The organism is Paracandidimonas lactea (assembly GCF_021653995.1).
In the GTDB taxonomy this organism is placed as follows: Bacteria; Pseudomonadota; Gammaproteobacteria; order Burkholderiales; family Burkholderiaceae_B; genus Allopusillimonas; species Allopusillimonas lactea.
Window position 1 is genome coordinate 76,444 of sequence record NZ_JAJJOZ010000006.1, and the last position, 18,534, is coordinate 94,977.

General features: G+C 61.6%; 15 protein-coding genes and 3 pseudogenes. 7 read left to right on the forward strand and 11 right to left on the reverse strand.

The annotated features are described in order from the left end of the window. Window positions 1-29: 29 nt before the first annotated feature. The 3 genes from LOL23_RS12035 to LOL23_RS12045 form a co-directional block, all read right to left on the reverse strand. Window positions 30-1,277, reverse strand: coding sequence for a D-amino acid dehydrogenase (locus tag LOL23_RS12035; protein WP_160981096.1), 1,248 nt, complete (start codon window positions 1,275-1,277; stop codon window positions 30-32). Window positions 1,278-1,307: 30 nt separating this feature from the next. Next, window positions 1,308-2,198 (reverse strand): bifunctional DNA-binding transcriptional regulator/O6-methylguanine-DNA methyltransferase Ada, encoded by an 891-nt coding sequence (ada, locus tag LOL23_RS12040; RefSeq protein ID WP_237173720.1) that lies wholly within the window; start codon window positions 2,196-2,198, stop codon window positions 1,308-1,310. 284 nt (window positions 2,199-2,482) lie between these two features. Beyond that, entirely contained in the window at window positions 2,483-4,366 is a 1,884-nt protein-coding gene (locus LOL23_RS12045) for a potassium transporter Kup (protein WP_160981092.1), read from the reverse strand. Between the two features lie 214 nt (window positions 4,367-4,580). On the opposite strand from LOL23_RS12045, the gene LOL23_RS12050 reads away from it, so the two are divergent. From LOL23_RS12050 to LOL23_RS12060, 3 genes are all read left to right on the forward strand, one after another. Then, window positions 4,581-5,432 (forward strand): M90 family metallopeptidase, encoded by an 852-nt coding sequence (locus LOL23_RS12050; RefSeq protein WP_237173649.1) that lies wholly within the window; start codon window positions 4,581-4,583, stop codon window positions 5,430-5,432. Window positions 5,433-5,492: 60 nt separating this feature from the next. Next, entirely contained in the window at window positions 5,493-5,990 is a 498-nt protein-coding gene (locus LOL23_RS12055; RefSeq protein ID WP_160981090.1) for a MarR family winged helix-turn-helix transcriptional regulator, read from the forward strand. Between the two features lie 86 nt (window positions 5,991-6,076). Further along, a complete protein-coding gene (locus LOL23_RS12060) occupies window positions 6,077-6,784 on the forward strand; it encodes a riboflavin synthase subunit alpha (RefSeq protein WP_160981088.1) in 708 nt (235 codons plus the stop codon). Here the strand turns inward: LOL23_RS12060 and LOL23_RS12065 are convergent. The 3 genes and pseudogenes from LOL23_RS12065 to LOL23_RS12075 all read right to left on the reverse strand — a co-directional run bounded on the left by LOL23_RS12065 (window position 6,781) and on the right by LOL23_RS12075 (window position 8,644). Then, window positions 6,781-7,215, reverse strand: coding sequence for a XamI family restriction endonuclease (locus LOL23_RS12065; protein WP_369414122.1), 435 nt, complete (start codon window positions 7,213-7,215; stop codon window positions 6,781-6,783). The two genes, LOL23_RS12060 and LOL23_RS12065, sit on opposite strands and share 4 nt — an antisense overlap. Window positions 7,216-7,736: 521 nt before the next feature. After that, window positions 7,737-8,459, reverse strand: a pseudogene (locus tag LOL23_RS19160) (Eco57I restriction-modification methylase domain-containing protein); the annotation flags it as partial. Next, complete coding sequence (locus LOL23_RS12075; RefSeq protein ID WP_237173652.1) at window positions 8,456-8,644, reverse strand: plasmid-related protein; 189 nt, start codon at window positions 8,642-8,644, stop codon at window positions 8,456-8,458. The pseudogene LOL23_RS19160 and the gene LOL23_RS12075, both read right to left, overlap by 4 nt. 290 nt (window positions 8,645-8,934) lie before the next feature. Between LOL23_RS12075 and LOL23_RS19165 the strand changes: the two are divergent. Next, window positions 8,935-9,006 (forward strand): annotated as a pseudogene (locus LOL23_RS19165) (hypothetical protein); the annotation flags it as partial. Window positions 9,007-9,018: 12 nt separating this feature from the next. Then, window positions 9,019-9,511 (forward strand): annotated as a pseudogene (locus LOL23_RS12085) (hypothetical protein); the annotation flags it as partial. Window positions 9,512-9,578: 67 nt separating this feature from the next. Here LOL23_RS12085 and LOL23_RS12090 read toward each other — a convergent pair. The 4 genes from LOL23_RS12090 to LOL23_RS12105 form a co-directional block, all read right to left on the reverse strand. Beyond that, on the reverse strand, window positions 9,579-10,331 hold the full coding sequence (locus LOL23_RS12090; protein ID WP_202411773.1) for a GntR family transcriptional regulator: 753 nt from the start codon (window positions 10,329-10,331) through the stop codon (window positions 9,579-9,581). Window positions 10,332-10,385: 54 nt separating this feature from the next. Continuing rightward, window positions 10,386-12,032, reverse strand: coding sequence for an AMP-binding protein (locus LOL23_RS12095; RefSeq protein ID WP_237173653.1), 1,647 nt, complete (start codon window positions 12,030-12,032; stop codon window positions 10,386-10,388). 13 nt (window positions 12,033-12,045) lie between these two features. Continuing rightward, complete coding sequence (locus tag LOL23_RS12100; RefSeq protein WP_160981084.1) at window positions 12,046-13,083, reverse strand: cyclase family protein; 1,038 nt, start codon at window positions 13,081-13,083, stop codon at window positions 12,046-12,048. Window positions 13,084-13,204: 121 nt separating this feature from the next. Continuing rightward, window positions 13,205-13,927, reverse strand: coding sequence for an SDR family oxidoreductase (locus LOL23_RS12105; protein ID WP_237173654.1), 723 nt, complete (start codon window positions 13,925-13,927; stop codon window positions 13,205-13,207). 164 nt (window positions 13,928-14,091) lie between these two features. On the opposite strand from LOL23_RS12105, the gene LOL23_RS12110 reads away from it, so the two are divergent. Then, window positions 14,092-15,129 carry a tripartite tricarboxylate transporter substrate binding protein gene (locus LOL23_RS12110; protein ID WP_237173655.1) on the forward strand — a complete coding sequence of 346 codons (1,038 nt, stop codon included), beginning with the start codon at window positions 14,092-14,094 and terminating at the stop codon, window positions 15,127-15,129. Window positions 15,130-15,161: 32 nt separating this feature from the next. Then, a complete protein-coding gene (locus LOL23_RS12115; protein ID WP_160981080.1) occupies window positions 15,162-16,352 on the forward strand; it encodes an acyl-CoA dehydrogenase family protein in 1,191 nt (396 codons plus the stop codon). A gap of 134 nt (window positions 16,353-16,486) precedes the next feature. Here the strand turns inward: LOL23_RS12115 and thiC are convergent, their stop codons facing one another. After that, entirely contained in the window at window positions 16,487-18,400 is a 1,914-nt protein-coding gene (gene thiC, locus LOL23_RS12120) for a phosphomethylpyrimidine synthase ThiC (RefSeq protein ID WP_237173656.1), read from the reverse strand. Window positions 18,401-18,534: the final 134 nt, after the last annotated feature.

Here is an 18,534-nt window from a genome sequence, read left to right on the forward strand (position 1 = left end):
TATGCGCTGCCATACGCCGGTGGGGCGCTCTATCGTGGTGCAAATGGGCCGGGCGCGATGGCCGGCTTATGATGCGACACCATCGATTCGAGCAATACCGCGCTGCCGCAGGCCAGTGTGAAGCCCAGCGCCCCGTGGCCGATGTTGAGCCATAGGTTGGCTGCTGCCTTGCTGCGCCCGATGATGGGCTTGCCATCGGGCGTGGCGGGCCGCTCGCCAGCCCAGGCTTCTGCCTGCCCCAGCGCCAGGCCAGGGAATGTATCATCCACCTGCTTTTTCAGAAACTCCACACGGCGCGCATTGATTACCGCGCCCGGTTGGCCCATGTCGACCATGGCCGCAATGCGCAGGATCGAGCCGATGGGGGCGTAGACAATGCGGCGTTCGTAATCGGTGACACTAATGGCGGGTACGGCGGAATCACCCATGGGCACGCTCAGGCTGTAGCCTTTCAGGCCGTACAGTAACGCGTCATCGCCCAGCGGGCGCAGAAGGGCGCGGCTGTGCAGGCCGGCGGCAATCACGAAATGGTCGGCCTCGATCGCGCCGCCGTTTTGGAATTGGGCGGCCACAATGCGGCCGCGCTCACGGCGCAGCCGAATAACGCGGGTGTTGAACATCAGCGTAGCATCGCCATTGCGCTGCAAGGCCTCCGCCAGCCCGCGCGTGAAAAGATAGCAATCGCCCACTTCTTCGCCGGGGGTATATATGGCGCCCGCTAGCCGCGTGCCCAGGCCCTCCAGCGCAGGCTCGAGCGCGACACACTGGCGCTGATCGAGCACGGATTGATCCGCCCCCTGAGTGGCTTGGTATTCGACCTGCCTGCGCGCCTTGTCCAGCAGCGCATGGCTGCGGTAGACGATGAGCTTGCCGTTGCGCTGGTGGTAGAAATCCAGCGCGGCGTCTTCCTGCCAGCGGTGCAGCGTATCGCGGCTGAGGTAAGACAGCGTCAACAGGGCAGCGGTGGTGTCGCGCACGGCATCGGCGCGGCAGGCTTTCAGGAACGCCATGCACCATTGCCATTGTTGTGGATCCAGCCTGGGCCGGAAACGCAATGGCGAGCCGCTGTCGAGCAGCCATGCGGGCAAATGGGGAAACACGCTTGGGTCGGCCAGCGGAGCAACGTAGCTATAGCTGAGCTGGCCGCCATTGGCGAAACTGGTGACTTGGCCCGGGCCGGGCTCGGCATCGATCAGTGTGACGCGCGCGCCTTCTTGCGCGAATTGCCAGGCGGTGGCGACGCCGATGACGCCGGCGCCGATGATGCAGACATGCATGGAAAGTAAATGGTGTGGTTTTTGTTACACCTATTCTTGCATGTTTGGGCCGGATTGTCCCTCGCGCCGCAGAAGCTCGCGCTTGCGGTCTATGCCCCAGCGGTAACCCGCCAGATCGCCGTTCAGCCGCACTACGCGATGGCAGGGGATGGCGACCGCCAGGGTATTGGCGGCGCAGGCGCTGGCGACCGCGCGTACTGCGCCCGGTGCCCCGATGCGGCGCGCTAGTTCGGTGTATGTGACGGTGGCGCCCGCAGGGATCTCGCGCAACGCGCGCCAGACGCGCTCCTGGAAGGCGGTGCCGCGAATGTCCAAAGGCAGGTTCAGGCCCACCGCAGGTGCTTCAATAAAACCCACCACCTGTGCCACCAGGTGCTCGAATTCAGCGTCTCCGCCCACCAACCGAGCCTTGGAAAACCTATCCTGCAGCGCGCGTACCAGCGCGTCAGGGTCGTCGCCCAGCGAAATCGCGCACAGGCCGCGGTCGCTGCGCGCCACCAGCAGGGCACCCAGCGCGCACTGCGCTACAGCGAATACGATAGTGGCCTGCACGCCGCCGTCGCGATAGTGGCGTGGCGGCATGCCCAGCAGTGTGTCGGACTTTTCGTAGAAGCGGCTGCTGGCGTTGAAGCCCGCATCATAGGCAGCCTGCGTCACGCTGGCTCCGCCCTGCGGCGCCAGTGCGCTGCGCAGCCGTTGGGCTCGGTGCGCGTCGGCATAGGCTTTGGGCGTCAGGCCGGTCTCGGCCTTGAATTGGCGATGAAAATGAAACGGGCTCATGCCAGCATGCGCGGCCAGACTGTCGAGCGTAGGCGGCGTGGCGGCCGTCTCGATCTCGCGGCAAGCCCGCGCGATCAGCGCTGCACGGCGCACCGCGTGGGCCCGCGAGGCTTGGCTGCGTGCGTCGTCATTCTGTGCCATGCGGGGTGGGGTCGTGTTGAATGGTTTGTTCGCAAAAGAATACGCCATGATCAGCCTCCTGGACAGCAGGGCCCGTGCGCAATCCAGTACATGCGGGAGGCGGGCGCCCGTGTTGTTGCATGCCTATACGATAGGCTGAACCGCCACTGAAAACATCCCGTTTCTTGCTGCGATTGTTTCATACGCCAGGCCTTGCTGAGCATGGTGCAAAGCGGCGGGGCCTGCCGGAAACCCTGCCGCCACCGCAGGTGGTATGCGGCATGCAACTGCCTTGCGGCTGCCGGCTAGATCTCGATTTGCGCGCCCAGTTCGATGACGCGGTTGCGCGGCAGGCGGAAATAATCCGCCGCCGAGCGGGCGTTGCGCGCCATGGTGACATACAGCGCTTGGCGCCAGTGCGCCATGCGGCCGCGGCCCGATGCAAGAATGGTTTGGCGCGAAATAAAGAATGAGGTTTCGAGCATTTCGAACGTCAAGCCATAAGGCGCGCATGCCGCCAAGGCGCGGGGGATATCGCGTTCTTCCTGGAAGCCGTAATGCAGATCCATCTGGTAACAGCCGTGGCCGAGTTCGGTGATCTTCATCCGTCGCGCCGCAGGTATGTAAGGCACGTCGGCATCATGCACGGTAAGGAAAATGATGCGCTCGTGCAGTACTTTATTGTGCGACAGGTTGTGCAGCAATGCATGCGGCACGCCGTCGCCTACGGAGCGGAAGAATACGGCGGTGCCGGCGATGCGGGTGATGCCGTGTGTGAACAGCGACGACAGAAAATCATCAATCGGGATCAGATGCCGTTCCATAGTTTCGGCCACCATCAGACGGCCAGTCTGCCACGTCAGCATCAGCAACATGACGCCGGCGCCCAGCAACAACGGGAACCAGCCACCGCTTGCCACCTTGAGCAGGTTGGCGCTGAGCAGTGCGACATCAATCACCAGGAACATCAGCGTGGCGCCGATGCACAGCGCAAGATTCAGGCGCCACTTGAAGCGGATGACAAAGAAAGTGAGGCAGGTGGTGGCCAACATGGTGGTGGTTACGGCAATGCCGTATGCGGCGGCCAAGTGCTCGGACGAACCGAAGCCGATCACCACCATCAGTACCAGCGTCATCTGCAGCCAGTTTGCAAAGGGGATATAGATTTGCCCCATATGCCTTTCGGACGTGTAGTTCACCTTGAGCCGGGGCAGATAGCCCAGCGCAACTGCCTGCTGCACGATTGAGAAGGTGCCTGAGATCGTGGCCTGTGACGCAATGATGGCTGCAATGGTGGCCAGCATGACCAGAGGATAAATGCTCCAGCTGCCAAGCTGGTGAAAGAACGGGTTTACGATGGCTGCCGGATTGGCCAGCAGCACCGCGCCCTGGCCCAAATAGTTCAGTGCAAGGGCGGGAAACACAGCATACAGCCAGGCAACTTGTATCGGCTTGGCGCCGAAATGGCCCATGTCGGCATAGAGCGCTTCGGCGCCCGTCAGCGCCAGCACGATAGCGCCCAGCGAAATGAAGGCGAGCCAGCCATTTTGCGCCAGGAAACCGAATGCGTGCATGGGGTTGAACGCCTCCAGCACGATAGGGTGCTGGATGATATTGAGACTGCCCATGATGGCCAGGGCGATGAACCAGACGAGCATGATGGGGCCAAACCACTTGCCGATATGGGCTGCGCCTTTGCGCTGCAACATATAAAGGCCCACCAGTATGCCCACCGCCATCGGCATGACGTAACCAGACAGTGCTGGTGTGGCGATGCTTAAGCCCTCTACAGCGCTGAGCACTGAAATGGACGGCGTGATGACACCGTCGCCGAAGAACAGCGCCGTGCCGACCAGGCCGATGAATGTCAGCACATAGTGGGTGCGCGACTGTCGCTTGAACGTTGAAAGCGCCAGCGCCAGCAAAGCCATGATCCCGCCTTCGCCTTCGTTGTCGGCCCGCATGACGAGGATGACGTACTTGAGGGTGACCACAATGATCAGGCCCCAGAGGATCAGCGAGACAACGCCAAGAATGTTATCTTGCGTAGGCGCCAGGCCATGCACCGGGGCAAAGGCCTCTTTCATGGTGTAGAGCGGGCTGGTGCCGATGTCGCCGTATACAACACCAATGGCGGCAAGCGCGAGGGTTTTGAGATTGCTGCTGGGCTGGGAATCGGGGTTGGTCAAATTGGGTCTCCGCAGCGGAGTCGGCTGCCGGTTGAAGCAGTGATTCTAGTGATTTTTGCGTTGCACAATCAACAATTTTCGATAGAAGTGGCCGGAGAATCGGCGGTTGGCACTGTGCTTGATCGATGCGCTGTCGCATTGCAGCAAAGATCGTGCCGAGGAAGGCTATGGTAGTATCCCATCGCATTGTTCCGCAGTTTTGCCAGAGGCTGATATGCTCAGGTGGTTAACGGGGCGGGGCGCGTCGCGGCGTCAGGTGGCTCGCGAGCTGGCGCTCATTTCCGCCGATGCGTGGCGCGCCGTGCTTGCCCGGTACGGCTTTCTGCACGGGCTGGACGAGCACCAGGACGCCGCGCTGCGCGAGCGCGCCGCCTGGATACTGGCCAGCAAATCCTTCAGCGGCGCCCACGGCTTCGCGGTCACCGACGACATCATGTTGTCCGTCGCCGCTCAGGCCGCGCTGCCCATTCTCGAACTCGACCCCGCCTTATATGAGGGATGGACGGAAATCATTGTCTATCCCGGTGGGTTCCTGATCCCGCGCACCGAAATGGACGAAAGCGGCGTGGTGCACGAATACATCCAGGAAGCGGCCGGCGAAGCCTGGGAGGGCGGCCCAGTGATCTTGTCCTGGGAGGACGTGTCGGCGATGCCGTGTGAGCATGTCAACGTGGTTATTCACGAGTTCGCGCACAAGCTCGACCTGTACGGCGGCGGCCCCGACGGCGTGCCGTTCCTGGGAGGGCGCCGCGACATTCCCGTGCGCGAATGGCGGCGGGTGCTGGATGCATCATTCAAACTGTTCTGCAACGCGGTCACGGTTGCCGAAGAGGCGGTGCCGCCTGATGTCGACCCCGAGTCCGACGAAGCGGCGCCTTGGTTCGATGCTTTGCCGCTGGACCCTTACGCCGCCACAGATCCCGCTGAGTTCTTCGCCGTCAGTTCCGAGACATTTTTTATCGACCCCTGCCCGTTGCTGCACGCCATGCCAGCATGGTATGACATGTTGCGCAGATACTATCGTCAAGATCCGGCGGCCCGTCTTCCGATGAGGACGATGGTCTGAGCGCATATTTATTTCATTAATGAATTAATATATTGGCTCCCTCGTTGTCTGTAATTGCATATGTCCAATCCTGTGTTGATAGAGCAGTTGCTTGCCCACTCGTGCGAGCAGTTTCCGGATTATCCGCGCCAGATCGCTGCGCTTTCGCGCTTTATTCAGCTTTCGGCCAAACGTATCCAAGAACATGGCGCCGCGACAGTGCAGCCCTGGGGCCTTACTTTTCCTGAGTTCAACATACTGATAATGCTGCACGGCACTGAAGGGCACAGCATGACACCCTCGTCGCTGGCCAGTGTGTGCGGCGAGAAAGGGCCCAACATGACTCGGCTTCTCGGCCAGTTGTCCGCAAGGGGCCTGGTTTCGCGCAGCATCGGTGAAAACGATCGCCGCAGCATTGTTGTTTCGCTCACCGATGCGGGCCGCACCCTGCTCGACGATCTGCTTCCTTATGTCAGTATGCGCCTGCGTGACGCCTTTTCCATCTTGTCGCCGGGGCAGGCGCGGCAGCTCGAACAGATGCTCAAAATGATGCTTGAACACATGGCTGTCGCAAGCTGACGCGAAACGCTGTGCCGCGCATGGCGGCCGGTGCGCTGGGCTGTGTGCTATACCTATGCTTTTTTCGACTGAGGCGGGCGGGTCTTATGTTTACAGGTATCATTCAGGCGGTTGCGCAGGTTGCCTCCATCCACGATCGTGAGGGGCTGCGCACCGTCGCCATCGACTTCCCGCAAGGCTTTTGCGAAGGCTTGGCCATCGGCGCCAGCGTGTCTGTTGATGGCGTGTGCCTCACTGTCACCGAGTTGCTTTCTCCCACGCGCGTCACCTTCGACATCATGCTGCAAAGCCTCAATCTCACCACGCTGGGCGCTTACCGGCCAGGCACAGCGGTCAATGTCGAGCGCGCCGCGCGCGATGGTGCCGAGATCGGTGGGCACCCGCTGTCGGGGCATGTAGACTTCGCTGCCGCCATCGAATCCGTGCGTACGCTGGACAACAACAAGGTACTGCGCATCCATATCCCGCGTGCGTTTCGCAAATACGTCTTTGCAAAAGGCTATATTGCCGTCAACGGTGCCAGCCTTACGGTGTCCGACGTTGATCGCGAAGCAGGCTGGTTCGAGGTCTGGCTCATCCCCGAGACTCGCCGCGCCACGGTATTCGAGCAAAAAGCCACAGGCGACCGCCTCAATATCGAGATCGAGCGGGGCACACAGGTCATGGTCGACACGGTCCGCGACGCCGTCAACGAGAGCCTCGGCCGCCTGCGGCCTGCGCTTGAACTGGTGCTCAAAGAAAAAGGCCTGTCGCTCGACGAGCTTCTAAGCACGAACGTGCCACCAGGCGATTAACGTGTAGATTCGATGAAGGTGCCGAGCTGGTCCAGGTCGTGCGACCAAAATAAGGTCAGCCCCAGATCCTGGGCCTGCTCAAGGTTGAGAACCTTGAAAACGCCAGCGAGCGCGGCTGCTGGAACCACCTGCGCTTTCCCGAACTGATTGATCCAGCGTTCTGCCTTGGCGGCAGCGTCATTATTGAGGCGCTTGACGCTGTTTGTGGCACTGTTTGAAACTTTGCACTCGATGGCCATGAGGCGAGTGTCGTGCAGGCGCACGACAACATCGGCCTTGCGTGTGCCAAGCATGCATTGAGCGTGAATTGCGGTGGTCGACGGGCCATGTAGGTGCAGAGAATCGGTGCAGGCGCCTTCAAGCCCACCGACCACCAGGCCTTGCGGTGCCTTGCGATATAGCTTTGATCCGCGCCATGTGATTGCGCCCATGACAAAAAGTCGTAGATGCGTCGCCGTTCATCACCTGTAAAATCGTCCAAATCCGCAGGCAGGTCGATGACGCGTCGTAACTCGTCGGTCGAGCGCAGATGCGCGCCGGCTAGTATCAGGTCTCTGGCCTTGGTCACGGCAGGGAGCTTGACGCGATCGGGCAGGCCTACAGCATGTTCGCCGGCGATCCAGATACTGTTGGCGCCGGTGACCTGGCCGCGATGCACACGGAACAATTCACCCAACTCAAGGCCGTCTGCTGCTGGCAACCCAGAGGGACGGATGATTGGAGACCAGCGTGCCGCAGCGCGTAGTTGCTCACGCGGAATGTCTGTTCCTGCGCGCAGATTGTTAAGGCGTTTCAATTCGCCAACGGCGCGTACGCGTATGGGCTCGAGTGTCTCGCCGACGCGAAAGCATGTGATTGCGGCTGTGGTTGCCGTGCCTGGAAAAGCTTCGACAGTCGGTTCAAGCACATGCAAGGCGATACCGCCTAGTTCGCCGACCAGTAGCCGGCGAAGCGCTGACCCGTAGTTCACATCCATCCATTCGGCTGATGTGATGAACGCGCCGATATCGCCGGCTTTTGCCAATAAACGCGTTTGCAGAAAGAAGTGCAGATGCAGACCAGCCAATGCGCTGGCCTTAATGCCGAAATCGGCAAAACGAGAGGCGTACCAGGCTTTCCAATGCTCATCAATGCCGTGATGGCGAACATAAGGAGGATTGCCAATGAAGGCCGTTATGCCGGCACAGCGCGGAAGCCTGACCTCTCGATAATCCTTGACCATCAGGTTCACCCGATCCGACCAGCCACGGGCGCTGAAATTCGCGCGCAGCATCAACGCGGCGAGCGGATCCATTTCGACCGCAATGAGCTTGGCGTCGGGAAACGCCTCGCCGGCAGCCAAGATGAAGCGCCCCGAGCCGGCACCTGCATCGACGATGCGAGTCGGCTGCCCTTGACGGGCTAGCCACGACATCATGGAGCGGACGATAGGTGCCGGTGTGTAGACCGCCCCGGCCGCGCGTCGTGCATTTGCCGGGCGAATCGACGAGAAGGCTTCTCCGAGCGGATCCGCGCCGCGAGCAATTGCCTTGCGGGTCGCCTCAATGTTCTGAGGCGCGGGTGAGAACCCACGGGCGGTTTTCGCCAGCTTGCGTTCGGCGGTGGACAGCGTTTGCTGTTCACCGATGAGCGCAAGGCACAGGGCGACCAATGTTTGTTCCGAGCACACATTCATTTCTTGCGCCTCTTGGGGGCGGCAAACAGGTCGGCCAGGCCTTGTGACTGCCTTGCTGTGGAAGCGCGGATGAGTTCTGGCAATACATCAGCGGCGTGCCGGTCTTGTATACAGCATATCTGTACGAACGCCTCGCGCGGTTTGTCGTCGACCTGAATGCGTATCCCGCAATCTTTCAGTAGCATAGGCGGCATCGTAGCAGATGGATAAATATCTGTATATTAATACAGTATTTGGCCCAGGTTTTCACGTGCCCAGCGTTCGCAGGCGTTGGCCAGATACCACGCGATGGTGTGTATCGAGGACTTGCAGGTGCGCAACATGAGCAAATCAGCGGCAGGTAGCGCCAACAAGCTGGGTAAAAACGTTCGAGCCAAATCCGGCCTGAACAAAAGCCATTCTCGATCAAGGCTAGTTCGAGTTCCGCAGGCAGCTTGAGTACAAGCTGGCGTGGGCGGGCGGTTGGCTCATTGCCGTGCCGCCGCACAACACCAGCCGGACATGCCCAGCCTGCGGCCATGTCCACGCGGACAACCGCAAGACGCAGGCGCGGTTTGCGTGCGTGCAGTGCGGCTACGAGGAAAACGCCGATCTTGTCGGCGCCCTGCGCGGGCGCATGGGCAACGTCGCGCTGGTCGTGTGCCTGGATTCTGGTGCGGGCAACTACGAGCAATTGTGAATGACCACATCGCTGCGCGGGCTGGTAAGCGGAACGTTCGAGGTGCAGGTGCTGGACGAAGGGGTGCATTCCGGCGATGCCAGCGGTGTGGTGCCGTCGAGCTTGCGCATCTTGCGCCATGTCGCCCTGGCTGGCCCGGGCTCTGGACGACGCCTCTACGTAGTATTATGGCGGCCCCTGCGGCTACATCGGGCAGCGGCACCATCCCCTGATGAACCTGTTGCAGGCGGGGTTTCCGGCCTCTCAGTTTCTGGTGTGTGGGGTGCTTGGGCCCAAGTCCAACGCCCACGGGCCCAATGAGTTTCTGCATGTGCCCTACGGCAAGAAACTGACAGCGTCTGTGGCGCACGTGATCGCCGCCATGCCGGCATAGGGTGGTTTGGCGCCTGCCTGCGGCTGTTCAGATTAGCCGGTTGGTGTTGGCGCCGTGTATGGCGGGGTCAGTGCGCCAGCAGGTCCAGTTCTAGATTCACGAACCTCGGCGGAAACTCCAGACGGGCGTAATAGATGATGCGATCGTTGGCGCAGGCGTAGCGGCGCACTTCGGCCACGCTGTCGCCGGGATTAAGCCGCAGAGCGTGGGCTGACTGGAAACCTGCTTCGATCATCGTCAGCTTCTGGCGCGACTCGGTGATCGTCAAGCCGGAGATGCGCGCCAGCACTGATGCCGCCGCGCTGGCTTTGAACCGCTTTTTGTGCGCACGGAACAGGGTGTCGTCGATATACACCTCGCTATAGCAGAAAGGTTGCCCATCGGTGCTGTGCAGCCGGCACATGTACTGATACTTTGCCGCGGGCTGCCCCTTGCATGCCATGCCTAGAGGGGGCAGTTCGGTCACCATCTGTTCCGATTCGAGGATACTCTGGGTGCCCAGCACATCGCTTAATGCCACGGCCTCCCGCCAGCTTGTGGGTATGGCCAGGGACGGCGCCTGTGGAGCACGCGGCATGACAAAACTGCCTTTGCCGCGGGCGCGACTGATCCTGCCCTCGCTTTCCAGCACGCTTAGCGCCTGCCGCAATGTCATGCGCGATACCTGGTACGAGGCCATGAGGGCTTCCAGCGTAGGCAGGCGCTGCGATTCAGGCCAGGCGCCAGACTCGATACAGTGCCGGAATTCCGCAGCCAACTGCAAGTAGATCGGCAGGCGGCTGCGGCTCATGACGGCGCTGTTCAAGCTGGTATTTGGCATGGTGTGTGTCCTGATCGGGCAGTGGCGGGCCGCACCCGCCGCCTGGAGGCGGGCTCATGCTCCCGGTGGTGTGTGGGCACCCGCAACGGATGTGTTGCGGGAGGCTGCGGCGGAACCCGGTGTGTCGAGCAAGGCCCTTGCCATCTCCTGCAGCCGTCCGCGCTGGATTTTATTCGAGTTCGCGCTTTCCACCACAGGGAAGGTGTCGATCATCGCTGCGCGCACTGGCACTTTGAAGTGCGCCAGGCTGGCTTTGCAGTGCGCGATGATTGCCGCCTCGCTGACAGCCTTGCCCGCAGCGGTGATGAAGAATGCGACTGGTACAGTCTTGCCAGCATGCTCGGCGCCGACCACTTGGCAGGCCTGTACGCCATCCAGGGTTTCGATAAAGCGCTCGATTTCGACCGGGTTGACCAGAAAGCCGCTCAGGCGCAGATAGTCTCCCTTGCGGGCGCGAAAGATGAAGCTGCGCTCGTCCAGTGCAAGCCCCAGGTCGCCAGTGCGAAAATAGCCTTCGTCGTCAATGGCTGCGCGGGTGGCCGCGTCGTTGTCCAGATATTGTTTCATCAGGCTGGGTGAGCGTATTTCGATCTCGCCCACTTCGCCATACGGCAGCAGTGCTCCCGAAGCAGTGTCGCGCACACGCACGCTGGCCTCTGGCCAAGCCAGGCGCCCGCCTGCCTGGTGACGCTGCGTCGCGGGGGCGTCGGCGGGCTGCGCCGCGATCAAGGCCTGCAGCTCGCTGGATCCGTACAGCCCCACCAGCGTAATCCCCGCGCGCGCAGCACGCTCGGGCAGGTCATTCAATGAGGGGGCGAAGCTCGCGAAACCAGCGATCCGCAGCGTTGGCAGGGGAGCGGGTTGATCGCCGGCGGTGTCCAGGATACGCGCCAGCAGTTCATTGTTGGCGAATGTGTGCGTCACGCCGTACTGCCGGATCTGCCGCACGCACTGGGCCGCGTCGAGCACCGGTGACGATACCAGTGGCGCTCCTACCGCCAGGCCCGCCAGCGCGCTGGAGAAGCCGAATGCGCCACACAGCGGCGCGCCCAACAGCACGGCATCGCCGCCGGTAATGCCTTGGAAGGCCGCCACGTGTGCGCCATGGCCCAGCAATGTACGTTGATCGTGTACCACCAGCTTGGGCAGTGATGTGGTGCCCGATGTGGTGTACACCAGTGCTTGCGTCGTATCGGCGGGTGTGGGCACCCTGTCGAGTATGCCGGCGGGGGCAGTATCTGTGTAACGCAGTACATCTTTGCCAAGTACGGGGGCCTCCGCGCCAGCGGCGTCTTCGCCTACTACCAGCACAGCCTCCAGGCCCGCCAGCAGTGCGGGCTCCACGTCATTCAGTATTTGCCTGAAGGGCAGCCCCTTGAAGCTCGGCCACATCGCTAGCCAGCGGCAGCGGCCCCGCGAGATCAGATCGCCCACTTCGCGGCTGCGAAAGCGCGTATTCATGGCCACCACGGTGACGCCCAGCCGTGCGCAGGCCAGGAAGATGACCAGCCAGGGCGTGCAGTTGGGCAGCCATAACGCAAGCCGGTCGCCCGCCCGAGCACCCCGTGCATGCAGCAGCGCGGCCACGCGGTCGGCCTCGGCGGCAAGCGTGGTGTAACTAACTGCCGCATCAACATCGTAGAACGCTGTGGCGTGGGGCTTTTCGGCGCAGTGCCGAGCGAGCAGCGCGGGGAAGTTCATGGCGACGGCGTCCTTACACAGTGGCGATGGGTGTGACCGGCGAACCCACCGCGCCCGGCAGGCGCAGCGGCGGCGCGGTGAGCAGGAAGCGATTGCGCTTGTTGTCGTGCAGCCATTGTGCAAGGTCGCGCAAGTACCACAGCTCCGCCAGCGGCAACCCTAGCTTGAACAGGCAATGGTGATGCAGCGGCAGCAGGGATTTCTTGCTGCCCTGGTTGCGGGCGGGGTAGGCTTCCACTGCGTAGTTGTCGGCGCACAGGGCGGCAATGCCGCTGTCGGTAATCCACGCCAGCAAATCGTTATCGGCGCCGTCAAGCACTGCGCCGCTGTTGTGCAGCGTATCAGCGTCCGGTTTGCCGGCCATGTCTATCACCGTTTCCGCAAAACCCGTGCGCAGCACCAGCATGTCGCCGGCTTCGACGGTCACTCCGTCCTGCTCCATGATGCGCATGAGATCGCGGTGGCCGACTACCGTCCGGCCATGACCAAAATGGCGGGCAAGGTCTACCAGCACCCCGCGCCCCTGCATGCCCTTGACGGCAAAATTCTCAATGCCCAGCTTGCGGGCGCCGAAGGTATGGTGGTCGCAGCAGCCGCCTTCATTGTCGCCGGCCGCATCGGGTATGTCGGTGCCGGCCGCATAGCCGTTGTAATAAACCTTGCGCGTCGAACCATCGCCGTGCGTGTCGAACTGCGCACCCACATGCGCCAGCGCGTCCCATTGGGTAGAGTATTGCAGCGACAGGGTTACCTGGTCATCGCTGAGTACATCGATCGATGTGGCGTCCAGTTTTTCCATGGGGAAATTGATGTACGGCACGCCATCGCGCTCGGTGGCGGCCAGGCGGGGCGGCTTGCGGCGCGGGTTCAGTACGCTGCCACCAGGCAGATCCAGCGGCAGGGACAGACAAAACACCTTGCCTTCACGCACCTCGTGCACGCCTTTCAGCACCTGCGCTTCAGTCAGCAGGTTGACACGGCCGAGTTGGTCGTCGGCGCCGAAATCCCCCCAGTTTGCGCCTTCCGGCCGTTGTGTCCAGCGTTGCTGCATCTGTGTCTCCTATGTTTTGAATAAGCTGCAATGGTGTTGCGTTGGGGGCGGTTCTTTCACAACAAGGCGGTTCATCGCGGCCCGCCTGCGCGTTAGCGGCGGGGCTGGCGCCTGACGGCCCTCAGGCCGCGCCTATGGTGATGCCGCCGCAGACGAAGTGCGTCTGCCCAGTGACGAAACCGCAGCGCGGATCGATGAAATATGCCGTTGCGTGCGCCACGTCTTCAGGTTGGCCGATGCGGCCCACCGGGATGCCGGCCAGCAGTTTCTGTGTTGCCGGATCGTCGCCGCTGTTGACGCCCTGGAAAAACTCTGTGGCAATGGGGCCTGGGGCGATGGCATTCACGGTAATGCCTGCTGGTGCAAGCTCGAGCGCCCAGGTGCGCGTCATGCCGAGCACACCCGCTTTAGTCATGCTGTATAGCGTGCGTGCGGGCTTGCCCAGCGCGGCGCGTGAGCTGATATTGACGATTCGGCCGCGGCCCAGCGATTTCATACCCGGCAGCAGTGCCTGTGCGCACAGGATATCGACTTCGACATTGAGCGCTACCGCCTTGTAGAGGTCTGCGCTGTCTACGTCCTCGAGCCTGCCGGCTGGAACAAAGCCGACATTGTTCACCAACCCGTAGAACGGCCCGCCGTTGGCAATAGTGGCGAGCGTTGCGCGGGTGGCTTCGCGGTCTGAGAGATCTGTGCAGTGGAAAGGAAGGTTTGCGGGCCAGTCGGTGGGGCGTGTGCGCGCGATGCCGGTGACGTGGTAGCCGTCGGCTGCGAGGCGCTGGCAGATGGCGCGGCCGATGCCGCGGCTCGCGCCGGTGACGAGGACATTCAGGGCGGTGGGCATAGTGTTGTCGGGTAAAGGGTTGATCTTGACGAACGCTGATGTTGGCGATTACTGTATAACACAATAGTCTATAAAGCTAGACTATTGATATAAATTTGATGGGTGCTGCTTAGCGGCGCCCCGTTGAACATAAGCACCGTATATGTGCGAGGAGACAAAAAGAAATGGAAGCGAAGAAGATCGAGGCAACTCTGGACGTGGACACTGTAGCGACCTGTGCGGCGGCGTCGCCCACGCGGGTGCTCATGCGCCATGTGATCGCTGGCGTAATCGCGGCTGCGGGCCTGGCCGTGGGTGGCGCGCCTGCCAGCGCGGCAGAATTTCCGGCACAGCCGATCAGACTGGTGGTGGGCTATGGTGCGGGTGGCGGCACCGACATGTGCTTTCGCGCGTTGGCCATCACGGCAGGCAAGAAACTGGGGCAGACCGTGGTTGTCGAGAATAAGCCCGGTGCCGGGTCGTCGCTGTCGATCGGCTATATCGCACGGCAGAAAGCCGATGGGTACAACGTTGCTGCATTGTCCACCGGGGCGGTGCTGAACCAGTTTCTGGTGCCCAATATTGATTATGACGTCATGAAAGACCTGACGCCCATTGCCATGGTGGCCCAGTATCAAGTGGGTCTGCTGGTGCGCGCCGATGCCCCTTATCAGTCCTTGAAGGACGTCATCAAGGCGGCCAAGGAGAAGCCTGGCAAGCTATCCTTCAGCACGGCGGGGGTTGGTACGCCGCAGCACCTGACGATGGAGAAACTGGGTGAACAAGTCGGTGTGTCGTGGACGCACGTGCCATACAAGAGTGGTATCGAGGCCTCCACCGCGCTGGTTCGCGGTGATGTGGATGTCATGGCCCAGACGGCTGAATGGGTGCCCTATGTGCGCGATGGCCGCTTGCGCCTATTGAATGTGTTCACCGCAGATCGCATGGCGGGCTTCGAGAAGGCCCCCACACTGGTGGAGGCTGGGTATGATCTGGTGGCGCCCAGCATCCTGGGGCTGGTGGGTCCCAAGGGTATGGACCCCACAGTGGTGGCAAAGATCGACAGCGCATTTAAGGCGGCGATCGATACGCCCGAATTTCGCCAGTGCGCAGATCAGTTCGGCTTGAAGACCGACTACAAAAACTCCGCTCAATTCTCTGACTACATCCAGAACACGATCAATACCTGGGCGCCTGTCATCAAGGGCCTGGCCAAACGCTGAGCAGCCACGCGCCCATTACAGACGGAATCATCATGATCAATGCACAAGAACATTTGTCCTGGCCTTTTTTTTCAGACATGCATGGCTCGCTGGCGCGTGAGCTCGACGCCTGGTGCGTGCAGCACCTGGCCGATATTGACGACCGCGATGTGTTTGCGACCTGCCGCCGGCTGGTCGCTGACCTGGGGCAAAGCGGCTGGCTGGCCTATTGCGTGCCGGCCGGCGAACGCGGCGAACTGGGTGGCCGCCTGCCAGTACTGGATTCGCGCGCCTTGTGCTTGATACGTGAAACGCTGGCGCGCTACCACGCGCTGGCCGACTTTGCCTTTGCCATGCAGGGGCTGGGCAGCGGCGCCATTTCGTTGGTCGGCAGCGAGGCGCAAAAGCGCCATTACCTGCCGGACGTGGCGGCGGGCCGGCGCATTGCGGCGTTTGCACTCTCCGAGCCGCAGGCGGGTTCGGATGTGGCGGCGCTGTCATGCGCGGCGGTGCGCGATGGCGGCGATTATGTACTTAACGGCCATAAAACCTGGATTTCCAACGGCGGCCTCGCGGATTTTTATTGTGTGTTCGCCCGTACGGACGCCAATGCAGGGGCGCGCGGCATCAGCGCCTTTGTGGTAGATGCGGGCACGCCAGGCTTGGTGATTGAGGAGCAGATCGACGTCATGTCGCCGCATCCGTTGGCTTTGCTGCGCTTCGATGATTGCCGTGTACCTGCACGCAGTATGTTGGGTGACGAAAACCAGGGCTTCAAACTGGCCATGCGCACGCTGGATATTTTCCGGTGCTCGGTGGCGGCGGCGGCGCTGGGTTTTGCGCGCCGCGCGCTCGATGAAGGGCTGGCCCATGCCCGCCAACGCAAGATGTTCGGCCAGACGCTGGCAGACTTCCAGCTGACGCAGGCAGCTTTTGGGGATATTGCCACCGATATCGACCAAAGCGCCTTGCTCACCTATCGTGCCGCCTGGACGCGTGATGTTGCGGGCCAGTCGGCCACGCGCGAAACCGCGATGGCAAAGATGACGTCGACCGAGTCTGCCCAGCGCGTGATCGATCGCGTGCTACAGATGTTTGGTGGGCTGGGGGTCAAGTCTGGCATGCCCATTGAGCGGCTGTATCGCGACATCCGCTCGCTGCGCATCTATGAGGGCGCAACAGAAGTGCAAAAGCTGATTATTGCGCGCGAACTGATGAAGCAGGCGGACGATTCGGGCAATTGAACACGCGCCGGATGCGACCGCGATTGCGGCTGCTGTTGATATGTTTTGGGTTATGCTTCGCAGCGCCCGGCCCCGGTGCAATAAAACGATTTGCACCGAGGCCGGGCCAAGCTCAGACGGGGCTTGTTCTCTGCTTACGCCTCATGATAAATGCGGGCGCCTTTTTCAAGAAACTCCACCGACTTCTCCCGCATGCCTTCGGTGAGGGCGCTGGATGCATCCAACCCTTTGCTTGCGGCATACTCGCGCACGTCCTGCGTAATCTTCATACTGCAGAAATGCGGGCCGCACATGGAGCAGAAGTGGGCCACTTTCATGGACTCCTTCGGCAGGGTTTCGTCGTGGAAGGACTTGGCTGTGTCGGGATCAAGGCCCAGGTTGAACTGGTCTTCCCAGCGGAACTCGAAACGTGCCTTGGACAGTGCGTTGTCGCGGATCGCCGCGCCCGGATGGCCCTTGGCCAGGTCGGCCGCGTGGGCGGCGATTTTGTAGGTGATGATGCCGTCCTTGACGTCTTTCTTGTTAGGCAGGCCCAGATGCTCTTTGGGCGTTACATAGCACAGCATGGCGGTCCCGAACCAGCCGATCAGCGCGGCGCCGATGCCAGACGTGATGTGGTCGTACCCTGGCGCGATGTCGGTGGTCAGTGGCCCCAGCGTATAGAAGGGCGCTTCATGACAGTGCTCTAGTTGCAGGTCCATGTTTTCTTTGATGAGCTGCATGGGTACATGGCCCGGCCCCTCGATCATTACCTGCACGTCATGCTTCCAGGCGACTTGCGTGAGTTCGCCCAGCGTCTTGAGCTCGGCGATCTGGGCCTCGTCGTTGGCATCGTAGCCCGAGCCAGGCCGCAACCCATCGCCCAGCGAGAAGCTGACGTCGTAGGCTTTCATGATTTCGCAGATGTCTTCGAAGCGCTCGTACAGGAAGCTTTCGCGGTGATGTGCCAGACACCACTTAGCCATGATGGAGCCGCCGCGTGACACAATGCCCGTCATGCGGTCCGCCGTCATCGGTACGAAGGGCAGCCGTACGCCCGCGTGGATGGTGAAGTAATCCACCCCCTGTTCGGCCTGTTCGATCAGCGTATCGCGGAAGATTTCCCAGGTCAGTTCTTCAGCCTTGCCGTCCACCTTTTCAAGTGCCTGGTAGATCGGCACGGTGCCGATGGGCACTGGGGAATTGCGCAGGATCCATTCGCGGGTTTCATGGATGTTCTTGCCTGTAGACAGATCCATGACAGTGTCGCCGCCCCAGCGCGTGGCCCAGGTCATTTTCTCGACCTCGTCGCTGATGCTGGAACCCAGGGCTGAGTTGCCGATATTGGCGTTGATCTTTACCAGGAAGTTGCGGCCGATGATCATCGGCTCGATCTCGGGATGGTTGATGTTGGCCGGGATGATGGCCCGGCCGCGCGCCACTTCGTCGCGCACGAACTCGGGGGTGATTGTGGCGGGGATCGCCGCGCCGAACGATTGCCCCGGGTGCTGTCGCGTGAGGCGCTTTGCCAGGCGTTCGCCATTGGGGCCGCTGGCGCGCAGCGATTCGATGTACTGTTCGCGCCGAAGGTTTTCGCGGATGGCGATGTATTCCATCTCGGGCGTGATGATGCCGCGCCGTGCGTAGTGCATCTGCGTGACGTTGGCGCCGGCCTTGGCCCGGCGCGGCGGCCGTACGCGCGGGAAGCGCATGTGATCAAGGCTGGCGTCCTGCTCGCGCATGCGCCCGTACTCGCTGGTGATGCCGGGCAATACCTCGGTGTCGCCGCGTTCGGTGATCCACCCCTCGCGCAGCGGCGCCAGGCCTTTGCGCAGATCGATGACCGCATCGGGATCGGTATAAGGCCCGCTTGTGTCATAGACGGTGATGGGTGGGTTTTTTTCGCCGCCGAACATGGTTGGCGTCGAATCCTGTGTGATTTCCCGGAACGGCACGCGAATGTCGGGCCGCGAGCCGGTTTGGTATACCTTGGTTGAGCAGGGAAGGGGCGCGACGGCGGCTGTATCGACGGCGGCGTCCTGGGCGGAAAAAGCGGTGTGGGTTTTCAAGCGATGCTCCAAGAAAAAGTTGGAGCCGATGGGAATTGTCTCGTGTTGTTATGTGTGGCGCGAGGCCGATGGATATCAACGAGTACGCTCCCAGCATCGGCGTTATCCGTACTGGTACGAAGGGTTTTATCTCA